Genomic DNA, 20,345 nt, shown 5'->3' on the forward strand with positions numbered 1-20,345 from the left:
GAAATCATTAAGAAAGGGCCACTGCAGTCCTTATCCTCGCGCGCATCCGCCGCATCACCTGCTGTCGACGCATTGCATTCCCAAGATGTCTTTGCCGTAACAACGACGCCTTCGCCCGAAGGCGGAAAACAGTCGGTGTCCTACGAGGGGTCTACATGTTTAACGGATTTGCAGCCGTCCCCGGCGCAGTCGTGCCGTATTCGTACAACTGGCTCATGGTGGGCCTGTCCTTCCTGATCTCCGCGTGCGGGGCCTACGTGGCGTTGCGATGGTGCCGGGGTATCCGAAAACCGAACGGCCGCCTGGATGTGGATCGCCTGATGTGCGCGAGCGTCGCGCTCGGCGGTGGCGCGGTCTGGGCGATGCACTTTATCGGCATGGTCGCGTATCAGACGCCGACCCATATGGAATTTAGCCTGCTGGTCACGCTGGCTTCGCTGTTGGCCGTGATGGTGTTTGCCGCCGCCGGTCTGGCGAAGGCATCGAGTCCCACGGGTAATCCCCTGACCAATACGATCAAGGGCGGCGTGCTGACGGGCACCGGCGTGGTGGTGATGCACTACACCGGCATGGCCGCGATTCACACCAACAGCGTGTTCGAGTGGGATCTGTTCATCGTGGCGCTGTCCGCCTTGATCGCCATTGTCGTGTCCGCGGTCGGCCTGTGGCTGGCCACCAACGTGAAGACCGTGGCGCAGCAGATCGGCGCCGCGCTGGTGATGGCCGTGGCGGTTTGCGGGATGCACTACACGGGCATGACGGCGGGCACCATGATCTGCACCGGCCGCACCTACTCGCCGACGCTGCTCGCGCTGGAAGGCGACAACATGGGTTATGCGGTCTTCGCGCTGACAGCTGTGGTGCTGATTTTCATTCTGGTGATCGAGGCGACGCGCAGTGGGTCGCAATCGGTTTCGGTGGTGTCGGCCAGCGGCCGCCGCTGATGCGCAACGCGGGCGGGGCATGGCTCCGCCCGGTTGCGTGACAGGTCAGAGCACGATCGGTCGATCGTCGAGTTCGTTGGGATTGTTGCCACCACTGGCCGGGAAATGGCGCGTCAGCAGCGTGTGAATCTGCGCGATGGCTTCGAGCACCGGCTCCACCGACACGTTTCGCGCCAAGCCTTGCGCCAGATGGGCGCAGATGTCATGCCAGGCCTCGGGCTTCACGCGTGCGTCGATGCCGCGATCGGCCAGCAGTTCCACCGCATGGTCGGCCAGGTTGATGTACAGCAGCACGCCGGTATGGTCCTCGGTGTTCCACACTTCGAGTGCGCCGAACAGCGTGCGGGCGCGGGCGCGCGGCGTCACGCCACGCCAGGCCAGCGAGAGGGGCAGATTTGCCTCGATGACGACGCGCACCTCGCCGCGATGATGCTGCTCGCCGGTGTGCACGGCCACCTGGAGTTGGTGCCTTGCCTCGTCGGGAAACGCCCTGCGCGCGACGTTGTGGCCCGTGCCGATATGCCGCAGCGCGCGCTTGAGCGACTGATGAAACGGCGGACGCGGATGGCTGGCCTTTTTCATGATGGTCTCTCCGTTACCAGTTGCCGGATGAGCCGCCGCCGTCGAAGCCGCCGCCACCACCGCCACTGAAGCCACCGCCGGAGTCGCCTCCGCCGAAGCCACCGCCACCGCCACCTCCACCGCCCCAACGGCGGCCGATTTCGTAACCGGTCATGCCGCCGAGCCCGCCGGCGGTGACGTCGGGCCAGCCGCGCCGGCCGGTGACGACATGCGGGCCGCGGCTACTGCGCAGGATGGCGGACAGGAAGAAGAACACGATGATCGCCAGCGGGAAGAGCACCGGCAGCCAGTTGGCCACGTTCTCGGTGGGCGTCTGGCGCGCGCGGTTGGGCGCGGCCAGTCCTTCCTTGTCGATCAATGCCTGGATGGCGGAAATGCCGGCGGAGAGTCCGCCGTAGAAATCGTTTTGCCGGAAATGGGGAGCCATCACGTCCTGAAGGACGCGATTCGACATGGCATCGGTCAGCGACCCCTGCACGCCACGGCCCACTTCGATGCGCATCCGCCGCAGTCCGGGCGGATTGTCCTTGGCGATCAGCACGATCACGCCATCGTCGACGCCCTTGCGGCCCGCGCGCCAGGCGTCCGCCACGCGGATGCTGTAGGCGTCGATCGTCTCCGGCGCGGTGGTCGGCACCATCAGCACGAAGATCTGGCTGCCGCGCTGCTGCTCGTATTCGGCCAGCACGTTTTCGAGCGAGCTGCGCTGATCGGCGCTCAGCGTCCCGGTCAGATCGGTCACGCGTTGCGTGAGCGCGGGGACGGCGACGAAGCCGTCCGCTGCCCATGCCGGGAGCGCCAGCATCAGCGCCAGGAACCAGAAAACGACGGCCTTGCGCATCATGATGGTCGTGGTATCAGAACTTCACGGCGGGCGGCGTGGAGATGGCCTTCTCGTTCTCCACGGTGAACGACGGCTTGACCGGGTACTTGAAGATCATCGCCGTGAGGTTGGTCGGGAAGCTGCGTGCCAGCACGTTGTAATCCTGCACGGCTGCGATGTAGCGCTGGCGCGCCACCGTGATGCGGTTCTCGGTGCCTTCGAGTTGCGATTGCAGGTCGCGGAACGAGGCGTCGGCCTTCAGCTGCGGGTAGTTCTCGGAGACGGCCAGCAGGCGCGACAGCGCGCTGGTCAGTTGTCCCTGGGCCTGCTGGAACCGCGCGAAAGCCTCGGGATCGTTGAGGGTCTCGGGCGTGACCTTGATGCTGGTGGCCTCGGCGCGTGCCTTGGTGACGGCTTCAAGCGTCTCGCGTTCGTGTGTGGCGTAGCCCTTGACCGTGGCGACCAGGTTCGGAATCAGGTCAGCGCGGCGCTGGTACTGGTTAATGACCTCGCCCCATGCCGCCTTGACGGCTTCGTCCTTGGCCTGGAAGTCGTTGTAGCCACAGGCGGAGAGCAGGCTTGCCAGCATGGCGATCGCCAGCCAGCGGAACAGGGCGGTGGAAGAGGCAGCGCGCATCTAGGGCTCCGGCAAATGTCAGGGGTCGATAACGTTGAAGTGTAGCGCAGGGTGATTGCCGTACATTGTCAAAAGCTGTCAAGGCGCCACGCTCCGGCAAGCGGGCAGGGCGCTGGATTGGTATCCGGGCACTTGACCACGCCCGCCGTGCCGGCTAGATTCTCCCCCATGCCGCGCGTATCCAATGCCTCCACGACTCGCATCGCCCTCCAGGGCGTGGGTCAGGCCGCGCGCGCCAAAGCCAAAAAACAGTCGCTCGTCTGACCGGAGCGCACTGTTCCGTCAGATGGGCGACGGAACAGTACCGGTCGAAGGGGCGATCTGCCCGCGTTTGCATTCCCCGTGTCCTGCCGCGTCGCGCTCTGACGGTTTCCGAATCGGTCGATCCGGAGTCCTTTCATGCAGAACACGCAGTCCCATCCTGGTTTTCGCGGCATCTGGCTGCCGCTCGTGACCCCTTTTCATCGTGGCGAAGTCGATTTCGACGCCTTGCAGCGTCTGGTTGGCCACTTCAGCGTAACGGGCATCGCCGGCTTCGTCGTATGCGGCAGCACTGGCGAGGCGGCTGCGCTGGAGGAGCCCGAGCAACTGGCTGTGCTCGACACGGTGCTCGAATGCGCCAACGGGCTACCGGTGATCATGGGTCTGGCTGGCAACCATCTGGGCCATGTGCTGGCACGCCTGGGCCGCTGCAACGAACGGCCGCTGGCGGGCGTGCTGGCCCCCGCGCCGTACTACATCCGTCCGTCGCAGGACGGATTGCGCGACTACTTCCGGCGACTGGCAGATGCCTCGCGCGCCCCGCTCGTGCTCTATGACATTCCGTACCGAACCGGCACGACGCTGACGCTGGAGACGCTGCTGACGCTGGCTGATCACGGCAATATCGGCGCGATCAAGGATTGCGGCGGCAATGCCCTTAACACGCAGGCGCTGATCGCCGATGGCAGGCTGGCGGTGTTGGCGGGAGAGGATCACCAGCTTCTCGGCACGCTGGCGTTGGGCGGGCAGGGCGCGATCATCGCTTGCGCGCACTTCCATCCGGAGCGGTTCGTGGCGATCTGGCGCGCCGTGTCCGAGGGTCGGCTGGACGAGGCGCGCCGCTTGTTCTACGCATTGATGCCGCTGATCCAGACGCTCTTCGCGGAGCCGAACCCGGGGCCGATCAAGGCGCTGCTGGCGCGTCAGGGCTGGTTGCGCGACGAACTGCGCGCGCCGATGACCCGCGCATCGCCGGAACTGGCGAACCAGCTCGCGGCGATGTTCGATGCGATGGATATCGTGAACGGGGCGGTCAGCCAGCCTTGAAGGCCTTGGCGGCGGCAGCCACTGTCGCCTCGATGATCGCATCGTCATGCTTGGCCGAGACGAAGCCGGCCTCGAAGGCCGACGGCGCCAGGTAGACGCCTTCGGCCAGCATTGCATGGAAGAAGCGGTTGAAGCGGCCCACGTCGGCCTTGGTCACCTCGGCGAAGCTGCCGGGCACTTCGTTGGTGAAGTAGATGCCGAACATGCCGCCGATCGCGTCCGCGCAGAACGGCACGCCAGCCTCACGGGCGGCCTTGGTCAGGCCGTCGGCCAGCTTGCGCGTCTGCGTGGCCAGTCGGTCGTAGAAGCCCGGGGCCTGGATCAGGCGCAGCGTGGTCAGGCCAGCGGCCACGGCCAGCGGGTTGCCGGACAGCGTGCCGGCCTGATAGACGCCACCGAGCGGCGCCAGCTTGGCCATGATGTCGCGCCGGCCGCCGAACGCCGCCGCCGGCATTCCGCCGCCGATCACCTTGCCCAGGCAGGTCATGTCCGGCTTGATGCCGTAGTGCGCCTGCGCGCCGCCAAGCGCCACGCGGAAGCCCGTCATCACCTCGTCGAAGATCAGCACGCTGCCGTGTTCGCTGCACAGGTTGCGCATGGCGGTCAGGAATGCCGCGCTGGCGCGCACCAGGTTCATGTTGCCGGCCACCGGCTCCACGATCACGGCGGCGATCTCGCCCTTGTGGCGCGCGAACGCTTCTTCGAGCTGGGTGACGTTGTTGTACTCCAGCACCATCGTGTGCCGCGTGACATCAGCCGGCACGCCCGCCGACGACGGCGCGTTCTGCGTGGTGTCGGCAAACGTCAGCAGGCCCGAGCCGGCCTTGACCAGCAGGCTGTCGGCATGGCCGTGGTAGCAGCCCTCGAACTTGATGATCAGGTCGCGGCCGGTGAAGCCGCGTGCCAGGCGCAGCGCGCTCATGGTGGCCTCGGTGCCCGACGACACCAGGCGCACCTGCTCGATCGACGGCACGAGCTTGCAGATTTCCTCGGCCATGTCGATTTCGGCCTCGGTCGGCGCGCCGAACGAGAAGCTCTGGGTGGCGGTCTCCTGCACGGCGCGCACCACGTCCGGATGCGCGTGGCCGACGATCATCGGGCCCCAGGAGCCGATGTAGTCGATATAGCGCTGGCCGTCGGCATCCCACATATAGGCGCCCTCGGCGCGGGTGATAAAGCGCGGCGTGCCGCCCACCGAACGGAAGGCGCGGACGGGCGAGTTGACGCCGCCGGGAATGGTCTGCTGGGCGCGATCGAAAAGCTGCTGGTTACGGGACATGGGAATCTGGCTGAAAAGGATTCAGGAGGAAAAACATGCGTCCGGCCGGGGGCCGCGTCGGCTTCGAAATGCTCAAAATATGAGCAAATCGGGTGAATTGCGTGCCGTTCGGGCGGCATCTGCACGCTAACATGCGCGAACGCAAACGAAACTGGTGTGAACGCGCCGGGGCATGGGTGGCGTCATCGGCGCTGATTCGGTACCATCTGCGCTTGATTTTAATGGAGACTGGCAAGAGCCTGCATATGGAATACAAGACTTGGATGTGCCTGATCTGCGGCTGGATTTACGACGAAGCCGCTGGCGCGCCGGAAGACGGCATCGCCCCGGGTACCAAATGGGAAGACGTGCCCATCAACTGGACCTGTCCGGAATGCGGCGCGCGCAAGGAAGATTTCGAGATGGTGGCGATCTGAAGCCATTCGCCGTAACCGTTTCCCGTCGCGGGAAAGAGACAGTTCGACAGGCCGGGCCGGAAGCCCCGGATTGACGGCCTAACTATGAATTGTCACACTTTGCGGCAAAACTGCACCCCGGTCCGGCCTGCGCACGCAGGCTGAGCGCGGTGGTATGCAGCTACAAGAATAAAAGGAGCCGCCAGGTCAAGGCGGCTTCCAGCAAGGCAGGCGCGAGCAGTCAGAACGCGCCGCCGGACCGGCCGGGTAGCCGGGTTTGTTGATTGGGAAAGTTGAAATCGGGGGCCGCCGGCACGCCATGGGTGATGCCGTGCGGGAGTTCTCAAGTGAATGCCGGCGTCCGTGCTTCTCTGCGGGCAGTTGGTCGCGGGAACAACATGCGGGTCACGCAAACAGAAATAGACAGCAAGTCTGTCGACGGGGTCAGAATCGGTGCCGATGCCGGCGCCGACGAGGCATCTGCGGTGTCGGGCCGCAGGGTGTCGGGCAAGATTCTTGTCATCGACGACTCCAGCACCATCCGCCGCACGGCGGAAATCTTCCTGACGAACGCTGGCTATCAGGTCATGCTGGCCGAGGACGGATTCGAGGCGCTCGCCAAGGTTGGCGACCTGCGCCCGGACGTCATCTTCTGCGACATCCTGATGCCCCGTCTGGACGGCTACCAGACCTGCTCTCTCATCAAGAAGAGCCCACGCTTCCACGCCATTCCCGTGATCATGCTGTCGTCTCGCGACGGCGTGTTCGACCGTTCGCGCGGCAAGCTTGTCGGCGCGCATAACCATCTTGCCAAGCCCTTTTCCCGCGAAGCCCTGCTGCAGGCCGTCCAGTCCTGCCTGACGGGTTGCGTGGCCGACGAGGGTGCGGCCGTGGCGGCCTGACAACCGGCCGCCCGAAGCATCCAGGAACAAGACAATGACCATCAGCAAAATCCTTATCGTCGACGATTCGCCCACCGAAGCCCTGTTCATGTCCGACCTGCTCGGCAAGAAGGGCTTCAAGGTTTCCGTGGCCGGCAACAGCGACCAGGCCATGGCCCGGCTCGAGGCGGACGCTTTCGACCTGATCCTGATGGATGTGGTGATGCCGGGTCAGAACGGCTACCAGGCCACGCGCGCGATCAAGCGCGACGACCGCTTCAAGGACATCCCCGTGATCATGTGCACCAGCAAGGGCCTGGAAACCGACCGGATCTGGGGCATGCGGCAGGGCGCGTCGGACTACGTCGTCAAGCCGGTGGACAGCGAGGAACTGCTGTCGAAGATCGCCGCGCTGGCGAACTGAGCCAGCCAGCCCATCAGCAAGCGGGCAACGCGCTCCGGCACCACTGCCCCAAGGTTTCACCTACCGGTATCCCCATCATGAACGCGCCGCGCCAAGACCTTCGTGCCCGCCAGACCCGCCTGCAGGATTACCAGGCCATGCTGGCCCGACGTCTGCGCGACGCGCGCAACCTGCCGGCCGTCGATAGCTACCTGGGTGTGGTGGTGGGCCAGCGCAACTGGCTGCTGCCGTTGCTGGAAACCGGCGAGGTGATCGAGATGCGCCAGCCTGCCGGCGTGCCGCTGACGCAGCCCTGGTATCGCGGCCTGGTCAACGCGCGCGGCAACCTGCTGGGCGTGATCGATTTCGCCATGTTCTGTGGCGACGGCCCCACGCCGGTACAGCCGGGCAGCAAGATCGTCGTCCTGTCGCGTCACGTCGAACGTGCGTGCGGCATCATCGCCACGCGCGTGCTGGGTCTGCGCCATGCGGCGGATCTGACGCCGGCTCAGGGTGAGGAACCCGAAGGCTGGCAGGGCTTGCGCTTCGCGGACAGGGAGGGGCGTGGCTGGCAGGTGCTTGATATCGGGCAGTTGCTGGCGTCGCCTGTGTTTCTGCAGGCCGGCCGTACCGTGGCTTGATCAGCGGAATCTGGAAATGAAGCCGTTTCAGAATGAAGCGCAGTGGTTCTGGCTGGGCGCGGGGCCGCAGACAGTACAAGTGGGTTGGCAAGGCCCCGCAACGACGCCGGAATCATTCTGAAGCGGCTTCATAATAACGAACGAACAGAGGGTTGCTATGGGTATCAAGAAGATCGGCCTGGGTCGCCGCACCGCAGCCGCGGGCGCTGCCGCAGAAGTGGCGGCGCCGGGTGGCGCCGCGTTTGCGGCGGCCGGCGCGGCCAGACAGCAGGGCGGCCTTGGCCAGACCCCTGTCGAGATGATGTCGGGCTGGCTGACGCGGATGCCGTTCTCGGCGCAGCAGCGCGCGCTGACCGTGGGCGTGGTGGTGTCGCTGTCGGCGCTGCTCGCCTCCGTGTACCTTGATAACCGGCAGGCCAGCAACGGCGCGGCGCAGATCGAGGTGACCGGCGACATGCTGATGCACTCGCAGCGTCTCGGTAAGGCGGTGCCTGTGGCGCTGCTCGGTAACGCCCAGGCGTTCAAGCAGCTGCGAGAGTCGAAAGAGCAGTTGACCACCGACATGCTGGCGCTGCAGAACGGCAGCGACGAGAAGCATGTGCGGGCCACGAGCGGGCCGGGCGAGCCGCTGCTGGAAAAGGCGATGGGCTCGTGGAAGCGTTCCGAGAAGAGCGCCGCCGACGTGCTCGCCCAGCAGGCCATTCTGACGACGATCGGCCAGACGCTGCAGATCTTCAACGCGTCCAACCCCGAACTGCTCGAAGCCGCCGAACAGGTGGCGGCCATCAAGCTGCAGTCGGGTGCCAATACACGTGAGGTGGCGGCTTCCGCTCAGCTGGTGATGCTGACGCAGCGTCTGGGCAAGAACCTCAACGAGTTCCTCTCGGGCGAAGGCGTCAACCCTGAAACCGCGTTCCTGCTTGGCAAGGACACCAACACGTTCCGCGAAACACTCGACGGCCTGATCAACGGCTCCGAAGCGCTGCGTCTGACCGCCGCGCACGATGCCGAGACGCGCAGCTACCTGCAGCAGCTTTCGCAGCGCTTCGACGCCGTGCAGAAGACCACGCAGACGATTCTGCAGAACCTGCCTGGCCTGATCGCCGCCAAGCGCGCCCAGCAGCAGATCTTCAACGACAACGAAGCCCTGCGCGGCGAGTTGTCGGCGTTGCAGTCGGCCTATGCGCAGGATGTGCGCTTCCGCCCCTGGACACTGGGCGCGATGGTTATCTCCGCGCTGGCCACGCTGCTGTGCCTGGCCGGTCTCGCGGCCCTCTACCTGCGCGACTCGCGCGTCCGGGCGCTCGAAGCCGAGGCGCGCGAGCACGAAGCCGAAGCGCGCCGACTCGATGAAAAGCGCAACAACGACGCCACCCAGAAGGCCATTCTGCAACTGATGAATGAGCTGCAGGACATTGCTGACGGTGACTTGACGCGTCAGGCCACCGTGACCGAGGACATCACTGGCGCCATCGCCGACTCGGTGAACTACACGGTGGAAGAACTGAAGGAACTGGTGGGCCGCGTGCAGCAGACCGCTGGAGACGTGCAGCACGCCTCGACGCAGGTGCAGGAAACCTCGGTGCAACTGGCCACCACGACCGAGCAGCAGTCGCGCCAGATTCGTCAGACCGGCGAATCCGTGGTGGAGATGGCGGACCGCATCACGCAGGTTTCACGCGGTGCGGCCGAATCGGCCAACGTGGCACGCGCATCGCTGGCCGCGGCGGAGCAGGGCCAGCACGCCGTGCAGAACGCGATCGCGGGCATGAACGGCATTCGCGAGCAGATCCAGGAAACGTCCAAGCGGATCAAGCGTCTGGGCGAATCGTCGCAGGAGATCGGTGAAATCGTCGAGCTGATCTCGGACATTACCGAACAGACCAACGTGCTGGCACTGAACGCCGCCATCCAGGCGGCTTCCGCAGGCGAAGCCGGCCGCGGCTTCTCGGTGGTGGCGGAAGAGGTGCAGCGTCTGGCCGAACGTTCGGGCGAGGCAACCAAGCAGATCGGCGCGCTGATCCGCACGATTCAGACCGACACCCAGGACGCCGTGCACGCCATGGAGCAGAGCACGCAGGGCGTGGTCGAGGGCGCGCGCCTGTCCGATAACGCGGGTGCCGCACTGGTCGAGATCGGTCGCGTGTCGCGCCAGCTCGCCGAGCTGATCGAACAGATCTCGCAGACCACATCGCACGAAGCGGGCCTGGCCACCAACGTGGCCCGCCACATCGACGGCATCCTGCAAGTGACCGCGCAGACCACCGCCGGCACGCGCCAGACCGCCGCGTCGGTGCGCCAGCTGACCGCACTGACCGAAGAGCTGCGTAACTCGGTATCGCGGTTCAAGATCGCCTGACGGCCGCCCGCAAGGGCGCAACGGAACTGGTCATGTCTTTCAATACCATCCTGTCGAGCGAAGTGGCCGAGGCGGCCGCGGCGCAACTGTCATCCACGCCGGAGCCTGCTCCCGTTCCGGCGGCGGAGGCACCCGCCGCGCCGCAGCGCGACCTGTCGGTGCTGGCCTGGCTCGCGCCAAGCCTGCGTACCGCGCTCGACGATGCCGCCATCGAACTCGGCCACTACGTGGACGAGATCCAGCAGACGCCGGAGGCGTTGGGCGCGCGCGATACCACTTCGCTGCGGCTGGCCGGCCAGCAACTGCATCAGGCCGCAGGCGCGGTGCATATCGTCGGGCTGCGCGGCGTGGATGCCTATTGCCAGGCATTGCGCCGCCTGCTCGAGGCCATCGACGCCGGCACGGTGCCCGCCAGCCAGGAAACGCTCGTGGTGTTCCGCACCGGCGCGCAGGCGCTGGCCGAGTACGTCGACGACCTGATGGCGGGCGATGCCGAAGACCCGCTGCGCCTGTACCAGCCCTATGCCACCGCGTTGAACCTGATGAAGGAAGAGCGCGTGCATCCGGCGGACCTGTGGCTCGATGAGCTGCAGATGCTGCCGGGTATCGTGCTGCCTACGCTTTCGGCATCGGCCGTCACCCGGGCGCGCCAGCGCTTCGAGGCTGCCTTGCTGCGCGCGCTGCGCTTGCCCGCGCCGTGCCCGGACACGTCCATGCTGCGCGAGGCCTGGCTGCCGCTGCAACTGGCGCTCGACGACGTGCGCAACCAGGAGCAGGAGGCGCGCCGCGCCACAGACACGCCTGATCGCGGTATCTGGCATACGCTGGCCATGGTGTTCCGTGGCCTCGCTCATGGCCTGCTGCCGTCCGATCTGCTGGCCAAGCGTTTCGCTGCACGCACGCACCTGCTGGTGCGCCAGTACCTGCAAGGCCAGGTGCGCGTGCCGCAGGCGCTGTTGAACGATGCGATTTTCTTCCTGGTCAGCACCGGGCTGGCCGCCGATGAATCCGACGACATCGCGACGCCCGCCGTGCAAGTTGCCGTGCAGGTGCTGCGCGCCGATATCGCTCGCAGCCTGCAGGCATATCGTGTCGACCCGGCGCATGTGGTGGCGCGTGCCGACTTCCGCCAGCGCTACTACGGCTGGCTCGATGCCATCGACACCCGCAATCTGCAGCAGGCCGCGCGGTCGATCGAGCGTGCGGCAGGCGAGGATCAGGCCGGCTGGGAGCTGGCGGTGGCCTCGCTCGCCGAAGCGGCGCTGCCGCTTGCTCAACCGGCTTTGGAGCAATGCCTGACCGCGGTGGCTGCTCATGCGGGCCGCCGTCCGTCGAACGACGCGCTGGGCCGTGCTGGCGTGGCGCTGTTCCTGTCGCAGGCGCTGGCAATGCCGTGGCGTGTGCATGGCAAGTCAGGTCACGCATCGGCACAGGAATTCGCGCAGCGCTGCGACGCGCTGGCTGCCTGCCTGGCCAATCCCGATGCCCAGGCACCGGCCTGGCTCGCCGGGATGGTCGAGGCCGCCAGTGCCCAGGCAATGCGTGCGGAAGCGGTCGCTCAGTTGCGCGCGCAACTCGACAGCGGCGAATCATGGCTCGATACGTATGATCGCAACGCGGCGCGTCCTGACGCCAGCGAAGCATTGGCCGATGCCAGACAGGCATTCGAATCCCTGCTTGCCACGCTCGAGCGCGTGTACGTCAGCGCGGCGATGCGGGATGGCATCGACGAAGCGGCGGAGGCGGCGCTGGAAGCGGTGCGGACCGTGCTGCGGTGGCTGGAAGTCCTGCCCGGAACTGTCGAGGAAGCGTCGCGCATCGCGATGCTGTCCGATATCGCCGCCGAGCTTGGCGCGGTACATGCCTTTGCCGATCTGCTGGAGTTTGGACGGGCCAAGGCCGATGTCACGGAAGACGACATCTACGCGGACTTGCAGCATCGCGATCCGGCGCCGCAGGGCGTGCTGGCGGTGGCGCGTGGCGCGGCCATGGATGCGATCCGCGTCGCGGCAGGCGCCGACTCGCCAGAGATCCAGCGGCTGCGCGGCGCGTTGCAGGCGGTCTCCGATCAGGCCGCCATCGACGACGACGCAGCACTGCGGCGTCAGGCCAGCGAAGCCACCACGCAACTCCATGCATGGCTGGCCGGCAGCGATTCGGCGGCCGAACGTATGATCGTGGCACTGGCCGATCCACTGCCGGCGACGGCTGCAGCACCCGCAGCCACCGTGGCGCCGGCCGCCGCGCCGATGCCGGTGGATGCCGAAGCGATCGACGCCGAGCTGCTTGAGATTTTCCTCTCCGAGGCCGAAGAGGTGCTCGGGAGTATCGCCGCCGACGTGCAGGGCGGGCTCGAGGCACTGCGCGATACCGATGTGCTGAGCCGCGTGCGTCGCGGCTTCCATACGCTCAAGGGCTCCAGCCGCATGGTTGGCCTGAGCCGCTACGGCGAAGCCGCGTGGGCCGTCGAACAGGTCATGAATCTGTGGATTGCCGAAGCACGCGAGCCGCAGCCCGAACTGCTCGTGCTGCTGCACCAGGCACACGATCTGCTGCGCGAATGGGCGCAGGCGTTGCAGCAGGACCCGTCGACCGTACGGGACATCGCCGGACTCGTTGCCGCCGCGCAGCGTGTGCGCGATCCAGACTCGGCGCCGGCCCACGCGGTCGTCGACGCTGCCGTTGAGGCAACTGCGCCGCTGGACCCGCTCGATGCGCTGCTGACGCTGCCGGCCGCGCAGCCAGATGTGGCTGCGGAGGAGGTTCCGGTCGAGGACAACGTGCTGCCGTTCCGCCTGTCCGGCGGACTCGCCAGCGACGACGACAACTACAAGGTGATTGGCCCGGTCCGGATCGGACTGCCGCTCTACAACGTCTACCTGCAGGAAGCCGACGATCTGCTGCGGCAGTTCGCGACCGATCTGTCCGAGTGGAAGCACGAGGAACATCCTTGTCCGAGCGAGCTTGCGCTGCGCGTGGCTCACACGCTGCAGGGCAGCGCGTCGACGGTGGGCCTGGAGCCGGTGCGCGAGATCGCCGAGGCGCTGGAGCAGCTTCTGCTGCTGCTGGGCCGGCACCCGGTCGCGATGCATCCGGGCGATTTCCGCTTGCTGGAGCAGGCCGTCGAACGGCTGCGTGGCATGCTGCACCAGTTCGCCGCGGGCATCTGGCCTGATGCCGATGCCGCGGTCGTCCGCGACCTGAACGATTTTGGCGAGCGAGCGCTGATGCGCCCGCGCGCAGCGGTGCCGGAGACCGATGTGTCGGGACAGGTGGGCTCGGTCGCGCGATTGTTCGGTCAGTCGCAGCCTGCTGAAGATACCGATGATGCCGATCTGCGGGAATTGCCCGAGCCGCACGCGGTGACGAACCTTCCGCCGGTCAAGCTGACGCCGATCACATCGCTCCCGCCGGTCTCGGCGCCAACGCTGACGACAGTCGGTCCGGCCGACGCCGAGACGCCGGTGCATGATGCGGTGGTGATTTCGTTGCCGACGCCGCGCCATGAGTCGGCAGCCGTCGCGCACGTATCGCCGGGCGCTCCTGACGTACTTGACGCACCGCAGGTCGACTTGTCGACCGACGCCTCGTCACTCGATCCGGCACTGGTGGAGATCTTCCTTGAGGAAGCACAAGGCAGTCTGCCCGACCTCGGCAAGATGTTGCGCACCTGGGAATCCGCACCTGCCGATACCCAGCACGGCGGGCTGATCCTGCGCGGGCTGCACACGCTGAAGGGCAGCGCGCGCATGGCTGGCGCGATGGCCCTGGGTCAGGCCGCGCACGAAATGGAAACGCTGCTCGAAGCGAGCGTGCGTGGCCAGCGCATGGCGCCGGAGTTATTCGGCCGCCTCTATGCCTGGTACGACCGCATCCTCGCGCACGTTGATGCGTTGCAGAGCGGCCGGCTGCTGCCGGTGGACGATGCCGATGTGGTCAACGGGCTGATCGCGGCCGAGCCCGAATCCGCCGTGCCGGCTGTGCCGGTTACATCGGTGGTGTCGATGGACGTGACGCAGCAGCCTACGCAGGATCTGCTACCGGCCGCGCCGCAGGCGATGCCGGTGCCGGCGAACCTGCCGACCGATGCCGATCGCCAGCGCGCGCTGGTGCGGGTGCAGGCCCGCGCGCTCGATACGCTGATCAACGATGCGGGTGAAGTGGGCGCGACGCGAGCGCGTCTGGATAGCGAACTGCTGGCGCTGCGCAGCTACCTCGGTGAACTGAACGATAACGTCGCGCGTCTGCGGATGCAGCTTCGCGAGATCGAAATCCAGGCCGAGACGCAGATGGCATCGCGCATCGCCGACGCGCAGCAAAACCAGGAATTCGACCCGCTCGAGTTCGACCGCTTCACGCGCTTCCAGGAACTGACGCGGATGATGGCCGAGTCGGTGAACGACGTGGCGACCGTGGAGCAGAACCTGCAGCGCGGCTTTGACCGCGCGTCGGGCGACCTGGCAGCGCAGGCGCGACTCACGCGTGGCTTGCAGCGCGGGCTGATGCAGGCTCGCATGGTGCAGTTCGATGCGCTGGCCGAGCGTCTCTACCGCGTGGCGCGGCAATCCGCGACCGAGACTGGCAAGGAAGTGCGCCTGCTGATCAAGGGCGGCACGGTGGAAATCGACCGCTCGGTGCTGGACCGCATGGCTGGCCCGATCGAACACCTGATCCGCAATGCCGTGGTGCATGGCATCGAGCCGGCCGACGCGCGTCGTGCCGCCGGCAAGTCGGCCACGGGCGCGCTGACGCTGGAAGTGCAGCAGGAAGGCAACGAGGTCGTGCTGACGTTCTTCGACGACGGTGGCGGCCTTGACCTTGCTCGCATTCGTCAACGCGCGGTGGCGCGGCACCTGCTGGCGCATGACGAGGATGCCAGCGACGCACGCCTGACCGAGATGATCTTCGCGCCGGGCTTTACGACGGCCGATGCGGTGTCCGAACTCGCGGGCCGGGGCGTTGGCATGGACGTGGTGCGATCGGAGACGGTGGCGCTGGGTGGCCGTATCACGCTCTCGACGGAAGTTGGACGGGGCACCAGTTTCACGGTGCATCTGCCGCTGACCACGGCTATCACGCAGGTGCTGCTGGTCTCGTTGGGTGGACGTCTGTACGCCATCCCGAGCGGCATGATCGACCAGGTGCACCAGCTGCGCGAAAAGCCGCTGCTCGATGCCTACAATGCCCGCCGCTTTGGTCCTGCGGGCGCGGATGCGCCGTTCTACTACTTCGGCGCGCTGCTGGAGGAAACCGCGCCGATGGCGTCGGGCCGCAAGTACTCGCCGGTGGTGGTGGTGCGTTCGGGCGCCGAGCGCGTGGCCGTGCACGTGGACGAAGTGATCGGTAACCGCGAAGTGGTGGTGAAGCACATCGGCCCGCATCTGGCTCGCCTGGAAGGCATTGCCGGCGCAACCACGCTGGGCGATGGCGAGATCGTGCTGATCTACAACCCGGTGGTGCTGGCGCAGCGGTGGATGCGCGAGCGCGGCGGCGTGGCGCCGTCCGCGCCGGTACACCTGCGGGCGCCGGAGACGATGGGCGCCGTGGCCGAGTTTGCGGGCAATGGCGAAGCGGTGCCCGTGGCGGGTCTGATCACACAGCCGACCGTGATGGTGGTGGACGACTCGCTGACCGTGCGCAAGGCCAGCCAGCGGCTGTTGACGCGTGCCGGCTACCAAGTGGTGCTGGCCCGCGACGGCGTCGACGCACTGCGTCAGCTACAGGAAGTGATGCCCGATGCGATGCTCGTCGACATCGAGATGCCGAACATGGACGGTTTCGACCTGACGCGCAATGTTCGCGCCGACAACCGCACGAGCCAGATGCCGCTGGTGATGATCACCTCGCGCACTGCGGAGAAGCACCGTCGCTATGCCGCGGAGATTGGCGTGAACGTGTACCTGGGCAAGCCGTTCAACGAGGATGAATTGCTGCGCACGCTGCAGCAGCTGATCGGCGAGAAGGCCGCTGCAGCGGCCGGGTCGGTGGCGCAGATGTTGGGCGAGTCGTAAGCCGTTCGCTTCGGCCGGCGCCGCTCTCCCGTCCTACGGGAGAGCGGCGCTTCAACCCAAACCTTCTATCCCTCAATCCTTCTTCTGATTCACCATCCGCGCCGGCACCGACAGCGTCAGCGCAGCGCCCACCACCATGCAGACCGCCAGCAGGTACATGCCTGAGTCGGTACTTTGCGTCATGTCCTTGAGCCAGCCCACCGCGTAGGGGCTCAGGAAGCCAGCCAGATTTCCGAGGGAATTGATCAGCGCGATGCCCGCGGCGGCGCCGGTTCCGGCCAGGAAGGACGTCGGCAGGCTCCAGAACAGCGGCAGCGTGGTCAGGATGCCAATCGTGGCGATCGTCAGGGCCACCATCGCCATGGTCGTGTCGCTGTGCCATTGCACCGACAGCACCAGACCCACCGCGCCGGCCAGCGCCGGAATCGCGATATGCCAGCGCCGCTCGCCGCGACGGTCGGCGCTGCGCGCGAACAGGATCATCCCGATCACCGCGCACCCGTAGGGGATCGCGGTCAGCAGGCCCACGTCGAGCGCCCCCTTCACGCCGGTCTGCTTGATGATCGTCGGCAGCCAGAAGCTCACGCCATACAGGCCCATCACGAAGCTGAAGTAGATCGCGCTCATCAGCCACACGCGCGGGCTCGACAGCACCTGGGCCACGGGCGGGTCTTCCTTGTGCTGGTCCTCGCTGGCGATATTCCGCTGGAGCAGCGCCTTCTCGTCATCGGTCAGCCACTTGGCGTGGGTGATGCGGTCGTCGAGATACGCCAGCACCCACAGGCCCACCAGGATCGACGGGATGCCTTCGACCAGGAACATCCATTGCCATCCCGACCAGCCGTTGTGGCCGTCGAACGATTGCATCAGCCACCCGGACAGCGGGCCACCGATCACGCCGGACAGCGCGATGGCCGTCATGAAGTACGTGGTCGTGCGTCCGCGCCGGCTGGCCGGGTACCAGTAGGTCAGGTACAGGATGATGCCGGGGAAGAAACCCGCTTCCGCCACGCCCAGCAGAAAGCGCAGCACGTAGAACATCATCGGCGTGGTGACGAACATCATCGCCGCCGAGATCAGGCCCCAGGTGATCATGATCCGCGCGATCCAGATGCGCGCCCCCACCTTGTGCAGGATCACGTTGCTCGGCACTTCGAAGATGAAGTAGCCGATAAAGAAGATGCCCGCGCCGAGGCCGTAGATCGTCTCGCTGAACTTGAGGTCGTTGAGCATCTGCAGCTTCGCGAAGCCCACGTTGACGCGGTCCAGATAGGCCACCACGTAACAGAGCAACAGGAAGGGCACCAGGCGCCAGCTCACCTTGCGGTAGGTGGCGTCCTCGAAGCCGGCGTCTTGCGCGCCGGAACTGACTGCGGTCGTTGTCATTGCTGTCTCCTCTTTCGGGTTTTGCTTTGGGATACGACGTTACCGCTGGGTTGGAAAAACGAATCGGGGGCGACTCGGATTCACATCGGATGTGAATCCGGGGTGTGGATCAGACGCAGCGTCCTCCATCGACTTCGATGCAGGTGCCGGTGATGAACGCGGCTTCGTCTGATGCCAGGTACAGGCAGGCGTTGGCCACGTCCTGCGGTGTCGACATGCGACCCATCGGGATTGTGGCCAGGAACTTCGCGCGGTTCTCCGGGGTGTCAGGCAGGCCCATGAACTGTTCGAGCAGGCCGGTGGCGCCGATGACGGGGTTGACGCAGTTGACGCGGATATTGTCGGGGCCAAGCTCGGCGGCCATGGCCTTGCTGGCGACGATGACCGCGCCCTTGCTGCCGTTGTACCAGACCAGCCCGGGGCGGGGGCGAATGCCGGCGGTGGAGGCCACGTTGACGAAATTGCCGCCGCCGCGCTTGCGGAAATGTGGGATGAAGTGATGCGCGGACCAGTAGATGCTCTTGACGTTGACCGCGTAGACGCGATCGAACTCGGCTTCGGTGACTTCCAGGATCGGCTTGTTGCGATGGGTCGTGCCGGCGTTGTTGACCACGCAGTGGACGTCGCCGAACGCGGCCAGCGTCGCATCGCGCATCGCGGCCACGTCATCGCCCTGCGACACGTCGGCACGCATCGCGCGCGCCTGGCCTCCTGCCTCGCGGATGGCCGCCGCCACACGCTCGGCGGCTTCCAGGTTCAGGTCGGCCACCATCACGCTGGCGCCTTCGCGCGCGAACGTGTGCGCGATGCCCTCGCCAAAGCCCGAACCCCCACCTGTGACTACCGCTACCTTTCCAGACAGTCTGGCCATCGTTTGTCTCCTGTGATTGTGGTCCGGACGCGGTGCATGCCGCGCCTGGTAACCGTCCAGCTACGGATGCTCAGTGGAAGGGGCCTTTGCCCCGCAATGCATTGCCGACCATCATGATGGCCAGCAGGAAGGGCAGGGCGACATAAAGGCACCAGTGGATGCGATCCCCCAGCGACTCGCCCCATTTGCGTTTGAAGACTTGCAGGCGCGGCATGCCGGACGGGTTCGTGGCGCGCTTGTTTCTCACGTGCCAGGCCATCCAGAAAAAGAAGATGGCGAACGCGACCGACAGGAAATTGATGTTACCCATGTTGAATGGCAATGGTTTTCAGAGTGGTGAATCCGTACAGGGCCTCGAAGCCCTTCTCGCGGCCGTAGCCTGACTGGCCGGTGCCGCCGAACGGCAGCTCGACGCCGCCGCCGGCGCCATAGTTGTTGATGAATACCTGGCCCGCGCGCAGCTTGCGCGCCAGGCGCAACTGCCGCCCGCCGTCGCGCGTCCAGACCCCGGCCACGAGGCCGTACGCGGTGCCGTTGGCCAGTTGCAGGGCTTCGTCCTCGGTATCGAACGGCATGGCCGCCAGCAGCGGGCCGAAGACTTCCTCCTGCGCCAGCCGGTGCGTGGCCGGCACGTCGCGGAACAGCATCGGCACCTGGTAGTAGCCGGACTCAGGCGCTTCCGCCACGATCTGGCCCTGCGCCATCACGGAGATGCCGGCGTGCTGCGCATCGGAGACGAAGTCCCAGACACGCTGCTGCTGCTTGCGGCTGATCAGCGGGCCGCATTCGAGATCGAGTTCCGATGGGCCCACGCGCAGCGATTCGAAGACGCTGGCGACGCGGTCGAGCAACTCCTCGTAGACCGGACGTTCCACCAGCAGGCGGCTGCCCGCCGAGCAGGTCTGGCCCGCATTCTGCACGATGCCGTTGACCACCACGGGCAGCAGCGCGTCGAGGTCGGCATCGGCAAAGACGATTTGCGGCGACTTGCCGCCGAGTTCCAGCGTCACCGGCACATGGTTTTCGGCCGCGAGCTGGGATACGAGCTTGCCGGTTTCGGGCGATCCTGTGAGCGAAATATGGTTGATGCCGGGGTGCCGGGCCAGTGCCGCGCCCGCCTCGTGGCCGTAACCGGTGACGATGTTCAGGGCGCCTTCGGGCAGGCCGGCCTCGGCGGCCAGTTCGGCCACGCGCAGCAGCGACAGGCAGGCATCCTCGGCCGGCTTGATCACGCACGCGTTGCCGGCGGCCAGCGCCGCGCCCACGCTGCGGCCGAAGATCTGCAGCGGGTAGTTCCACGGGATGATGTGGCCGGTTACGCCATGCGGCTCGCGCACGGTCAGGACGGTATAGCCGGCCTGATAGGGGATCGTCTGACCATGCAGCTTGTCTGCCGCGCCCGCGTAGAACTCGAAGTAGCGTGCCACCGCCCGTGCGTCGGCACGGGCCTGGCGCAGCGGCTTGCCGGTGTCGCGTGCTTCCAGCGCGGCCAGTTCGTCCTCATGCGCTATCAAGGTGAGCGCCACGCGGTTCAGCAGACGCACGCGGTCGGCAGGGGACATCGCGCCCCAGGCGCCGTCGAACGCCCGGCGGGCCGCGTGGACGGCCACGTTGACGTCCGTGGCGTTGCCGCGGGCGATCTCGGCGAAGGGTTGGCCGCTGGACGGGTCGAACACCTTGATGCGCAGGCCGGAGTCCGGGGCGATCAGGCGGTTGGCGACAAAATGCTGGGCGTGCATGCGGGGTCTCCACGGGCTCCGTTATGGAGCCATTGCTGAATTCGGGAATGCCGCATTATCGCGCACCGCGCGGGGCGTGCAAGGCA

At 66.4% G+C, this 20,345-nt stretch carries 16 protein-coding genes; 8 read left to right on the top strand and 8 right to left on the bottom strand.

Annotated elements, in window-relative coordinates:
- The first annotated feature begins 155 nt into the window (after positions 1–155).
- Positions 156–944 (top strand): MHYT domain-containing protein, encoded by a 789-nt coding sequence (locus K6G35_RS03255; protein WP_008644862.1) that lies wholly within the window; start codon positions 156–158, stop codon positions 942–944.
- Between the two features lie 45 nt (positions 945–989).
- On the opposite strand, the gene K6G35_RS03260 is transcribed toward K6G35_RS03255, so the two are convergent.
- The 3 genes from K6G35_RS03260 to K6G35_RS03270 are packed head-to-tail and all read right to left on the bottom strand — an operon-like array spanning position 990 to position 2,986.
- The gene (locus K6G35_RS03260) at positions 990–1,526 is read right to left on the bottom strand and encodes a TPM domain-containing protein (protein WP_060784379.1); all 537 of its coding nucleotides are present in this window, start codon (positions 1,524–1,526) and stop codon (positions 990–992) included.
- Positions 1,527–1,539: 13 nt separating this feature from the next.
- Entirely contained in the window at positions 1,540–2,370 is an 831-nt protein-coding gene (locus K6G35_RS03265) for a TPM domain-containing protein (protein WP_008644866.1), read from the bottom strand.
- 13 nt (positions 2,371–2,383) lie between these two features.
- Positions 2,384–2,986: a LemA family protein gene (locus tag K6G35_RS03270; RefSeq protein ID WP_008644868.1), complete on the bottom strand. Its 603-nt coding sequence runs from the start codon at positions 2,984–2,986 to the stop codon at positions 2,384–2,386.
- A 399-nt stretch (positions 2,987–3,385) separates the two neighbouring features.
- On the opposite strand from K6G35_RS03270, the gene dapA reads away from it, so the two are divergent.
- Positions 3,386–4,294 (top strand): 4-hydroxy-tetrahydrodipicolinate synthase, encoded by a 909-nt coding sequence (dapA, locus tag K6G35_RS03275; RefSeq protein WP_495676088.1) that lies wholly within the window; start codon positions 3,386–3,388, stop codon positions 4,292–4,294.
- Here dapA and hemL read toward each other — a convergent pair.
- Entirely contained in the window at positions 4,281–5,573 is a 1,293-nt protein-coding gene (gene hemL, locus K6G35_RS03280) for a glutamate-1-semialdehyde 2,1-aminomutase (protein ID WP_035881475.1), read from the bottom strand. The genes dapA and hemL overlap by 14 nt on opposite strands.
- A 245-nt stretch (positions 5,574–5,818) precedes the next feature.
- Here hemL and K6G35_RS03285 point away from each other — a divergent pair, with 245 nt between their 5' ends.
- From K6G35_RS03285 to K6G35_RS03310, 6 genes are all read left to right on the top strand, one after another.
- On the top strand, positions 5,819–5,989 hold the full coding sequence (locus tag K6G35_RS03285) for a rubredoxin (RefSeq protein WP_008644874.1): 171 nt from the start codon (positions 5,819–5,821) through the stop codon (positions 5,987–5,989).
- A gap of 377 nt (positions 5,990–6,366) precedes the next feature.
- Positions 6,367–6,870, top strand: a complete 504-nt coding sequence (locus tag K6G35_RS03290; RefSeq protein WP_008644875.1) for a response regulator — start codon at positions 6,367–6,369, stop codon at positions 6,868–6,870.
- Positions 6,871–6,904: 34 nt separating this feature from the next.
- A complete protein-coding gene (locus K6G35_RS03295) occupies positions 6,905–7,273 on the top strand; it encodes a response regulator (protein WP_008644878.1) in 369 nt (122 codons plus the stop codon).
- A gap of 77 nt (positions 7,274–7,350) precedes the next feature.
- Entirely contained in the window at positions 7,351–7,893 is a 543-nt protein-coding gene (locus K6G35_RS03300; RefSeq protein ID WP_008644881.1) for a chemotaxis protein CheW, read from the top strand.
- Positions 7,894–8,050: 157 nt separating this feature from the next.
- The gene (locus K6G35_RS03305; RefSeq protein WP_035881477.1) at positions 8,051–10,252 is read left to right on the top strand and encodes a methyl-accepting chemotaxis protein; all 2,202 of its coding nucleotides are present in this window, start codon (positions 8,051–8,053) and stop codon (positions 10,250–10,252) included.
- Positions 10,253–10,284: 32 nt separating this feature from the next.
- Positions 10,285–16,263: an Hpt domain-containing protein gene (locus tag K6G35_RS03310; RefSeq protein ID WP_495676089.1), complete on the top strand. Its 5,979-nt coding sequence runs from the start codon at positions 10,285–10,287 to the stop codon at positions 16,261–16,263.
- 72 nt (positions 16,264–16,335) lie between these two features.
- Here K6G35_RS03310 and K6G35_RS03315 read toward each other — a convergent pair whose 3' ends face one another.
- The 4 genes from K6G35_RS03315 to K6G35_RS03330 all read right to left on the bottom strand — a co-directional run bounded on the left by K6G35_RS03315 (position 16,336) and on the right by K6G35_RS03330 (position 20,259).
- A complete protein-coding gene (locus K6G35_RS03315; protein ID WP_008643585.1) occupies positions 16,336–17,649 on the bottom strand; it encodes an MFS transporter in 1,314 nt (437 codons plus the stop codon).
- A gap of 109 nt (positions 17,650–17,758) precedes the next feature.
- The gene (locus K6G35_RS03320) at positions 17,759–18,520 is read right to left on the bottom strand and encodes an SDR family oxidoreductase (RefSeq protein WP_008643586.1); all 762 of its coding nucleotides are present in this window, start codon (positions 18,518–18,520) and stop codon (positions 17,759–17,761) included.
- Positions 18,521–18,590: 70 nt separating this feature from the next.
- Positions 18,591–18,830 carry a hypothetical protein gene (locus K6G35_RS03325; RefSeq protein ID WP_008643588.1) on the bottom strand — a complete coding sequence of 80 codons (240 nt, stop codon included), beginning with the start codon at positions 18,828–18,830 and terminating at the stop codon, positions 18,591–18,593.
- Positions 18,823–20,259, bottom strand: coding sequence for an aldehyde dehydrogenase family protein (locus K6G35_RS03330; RefSeq protein WP_495676090.1), 1,437 nt, complete (start codon positions 20,257–20,259; stop codon positions 18,823–18,825). Before K6G35_RS03330 ends, K6G35_RS03325 begins: the two co-directional genes overlap by 8 nt.
- Between the last annotated feature and the right edge of the window lie 86 nt (positions 20,260–20,345).

This window comes from Cupriavidus sp. HY129, from assembly GCF_059492215.1.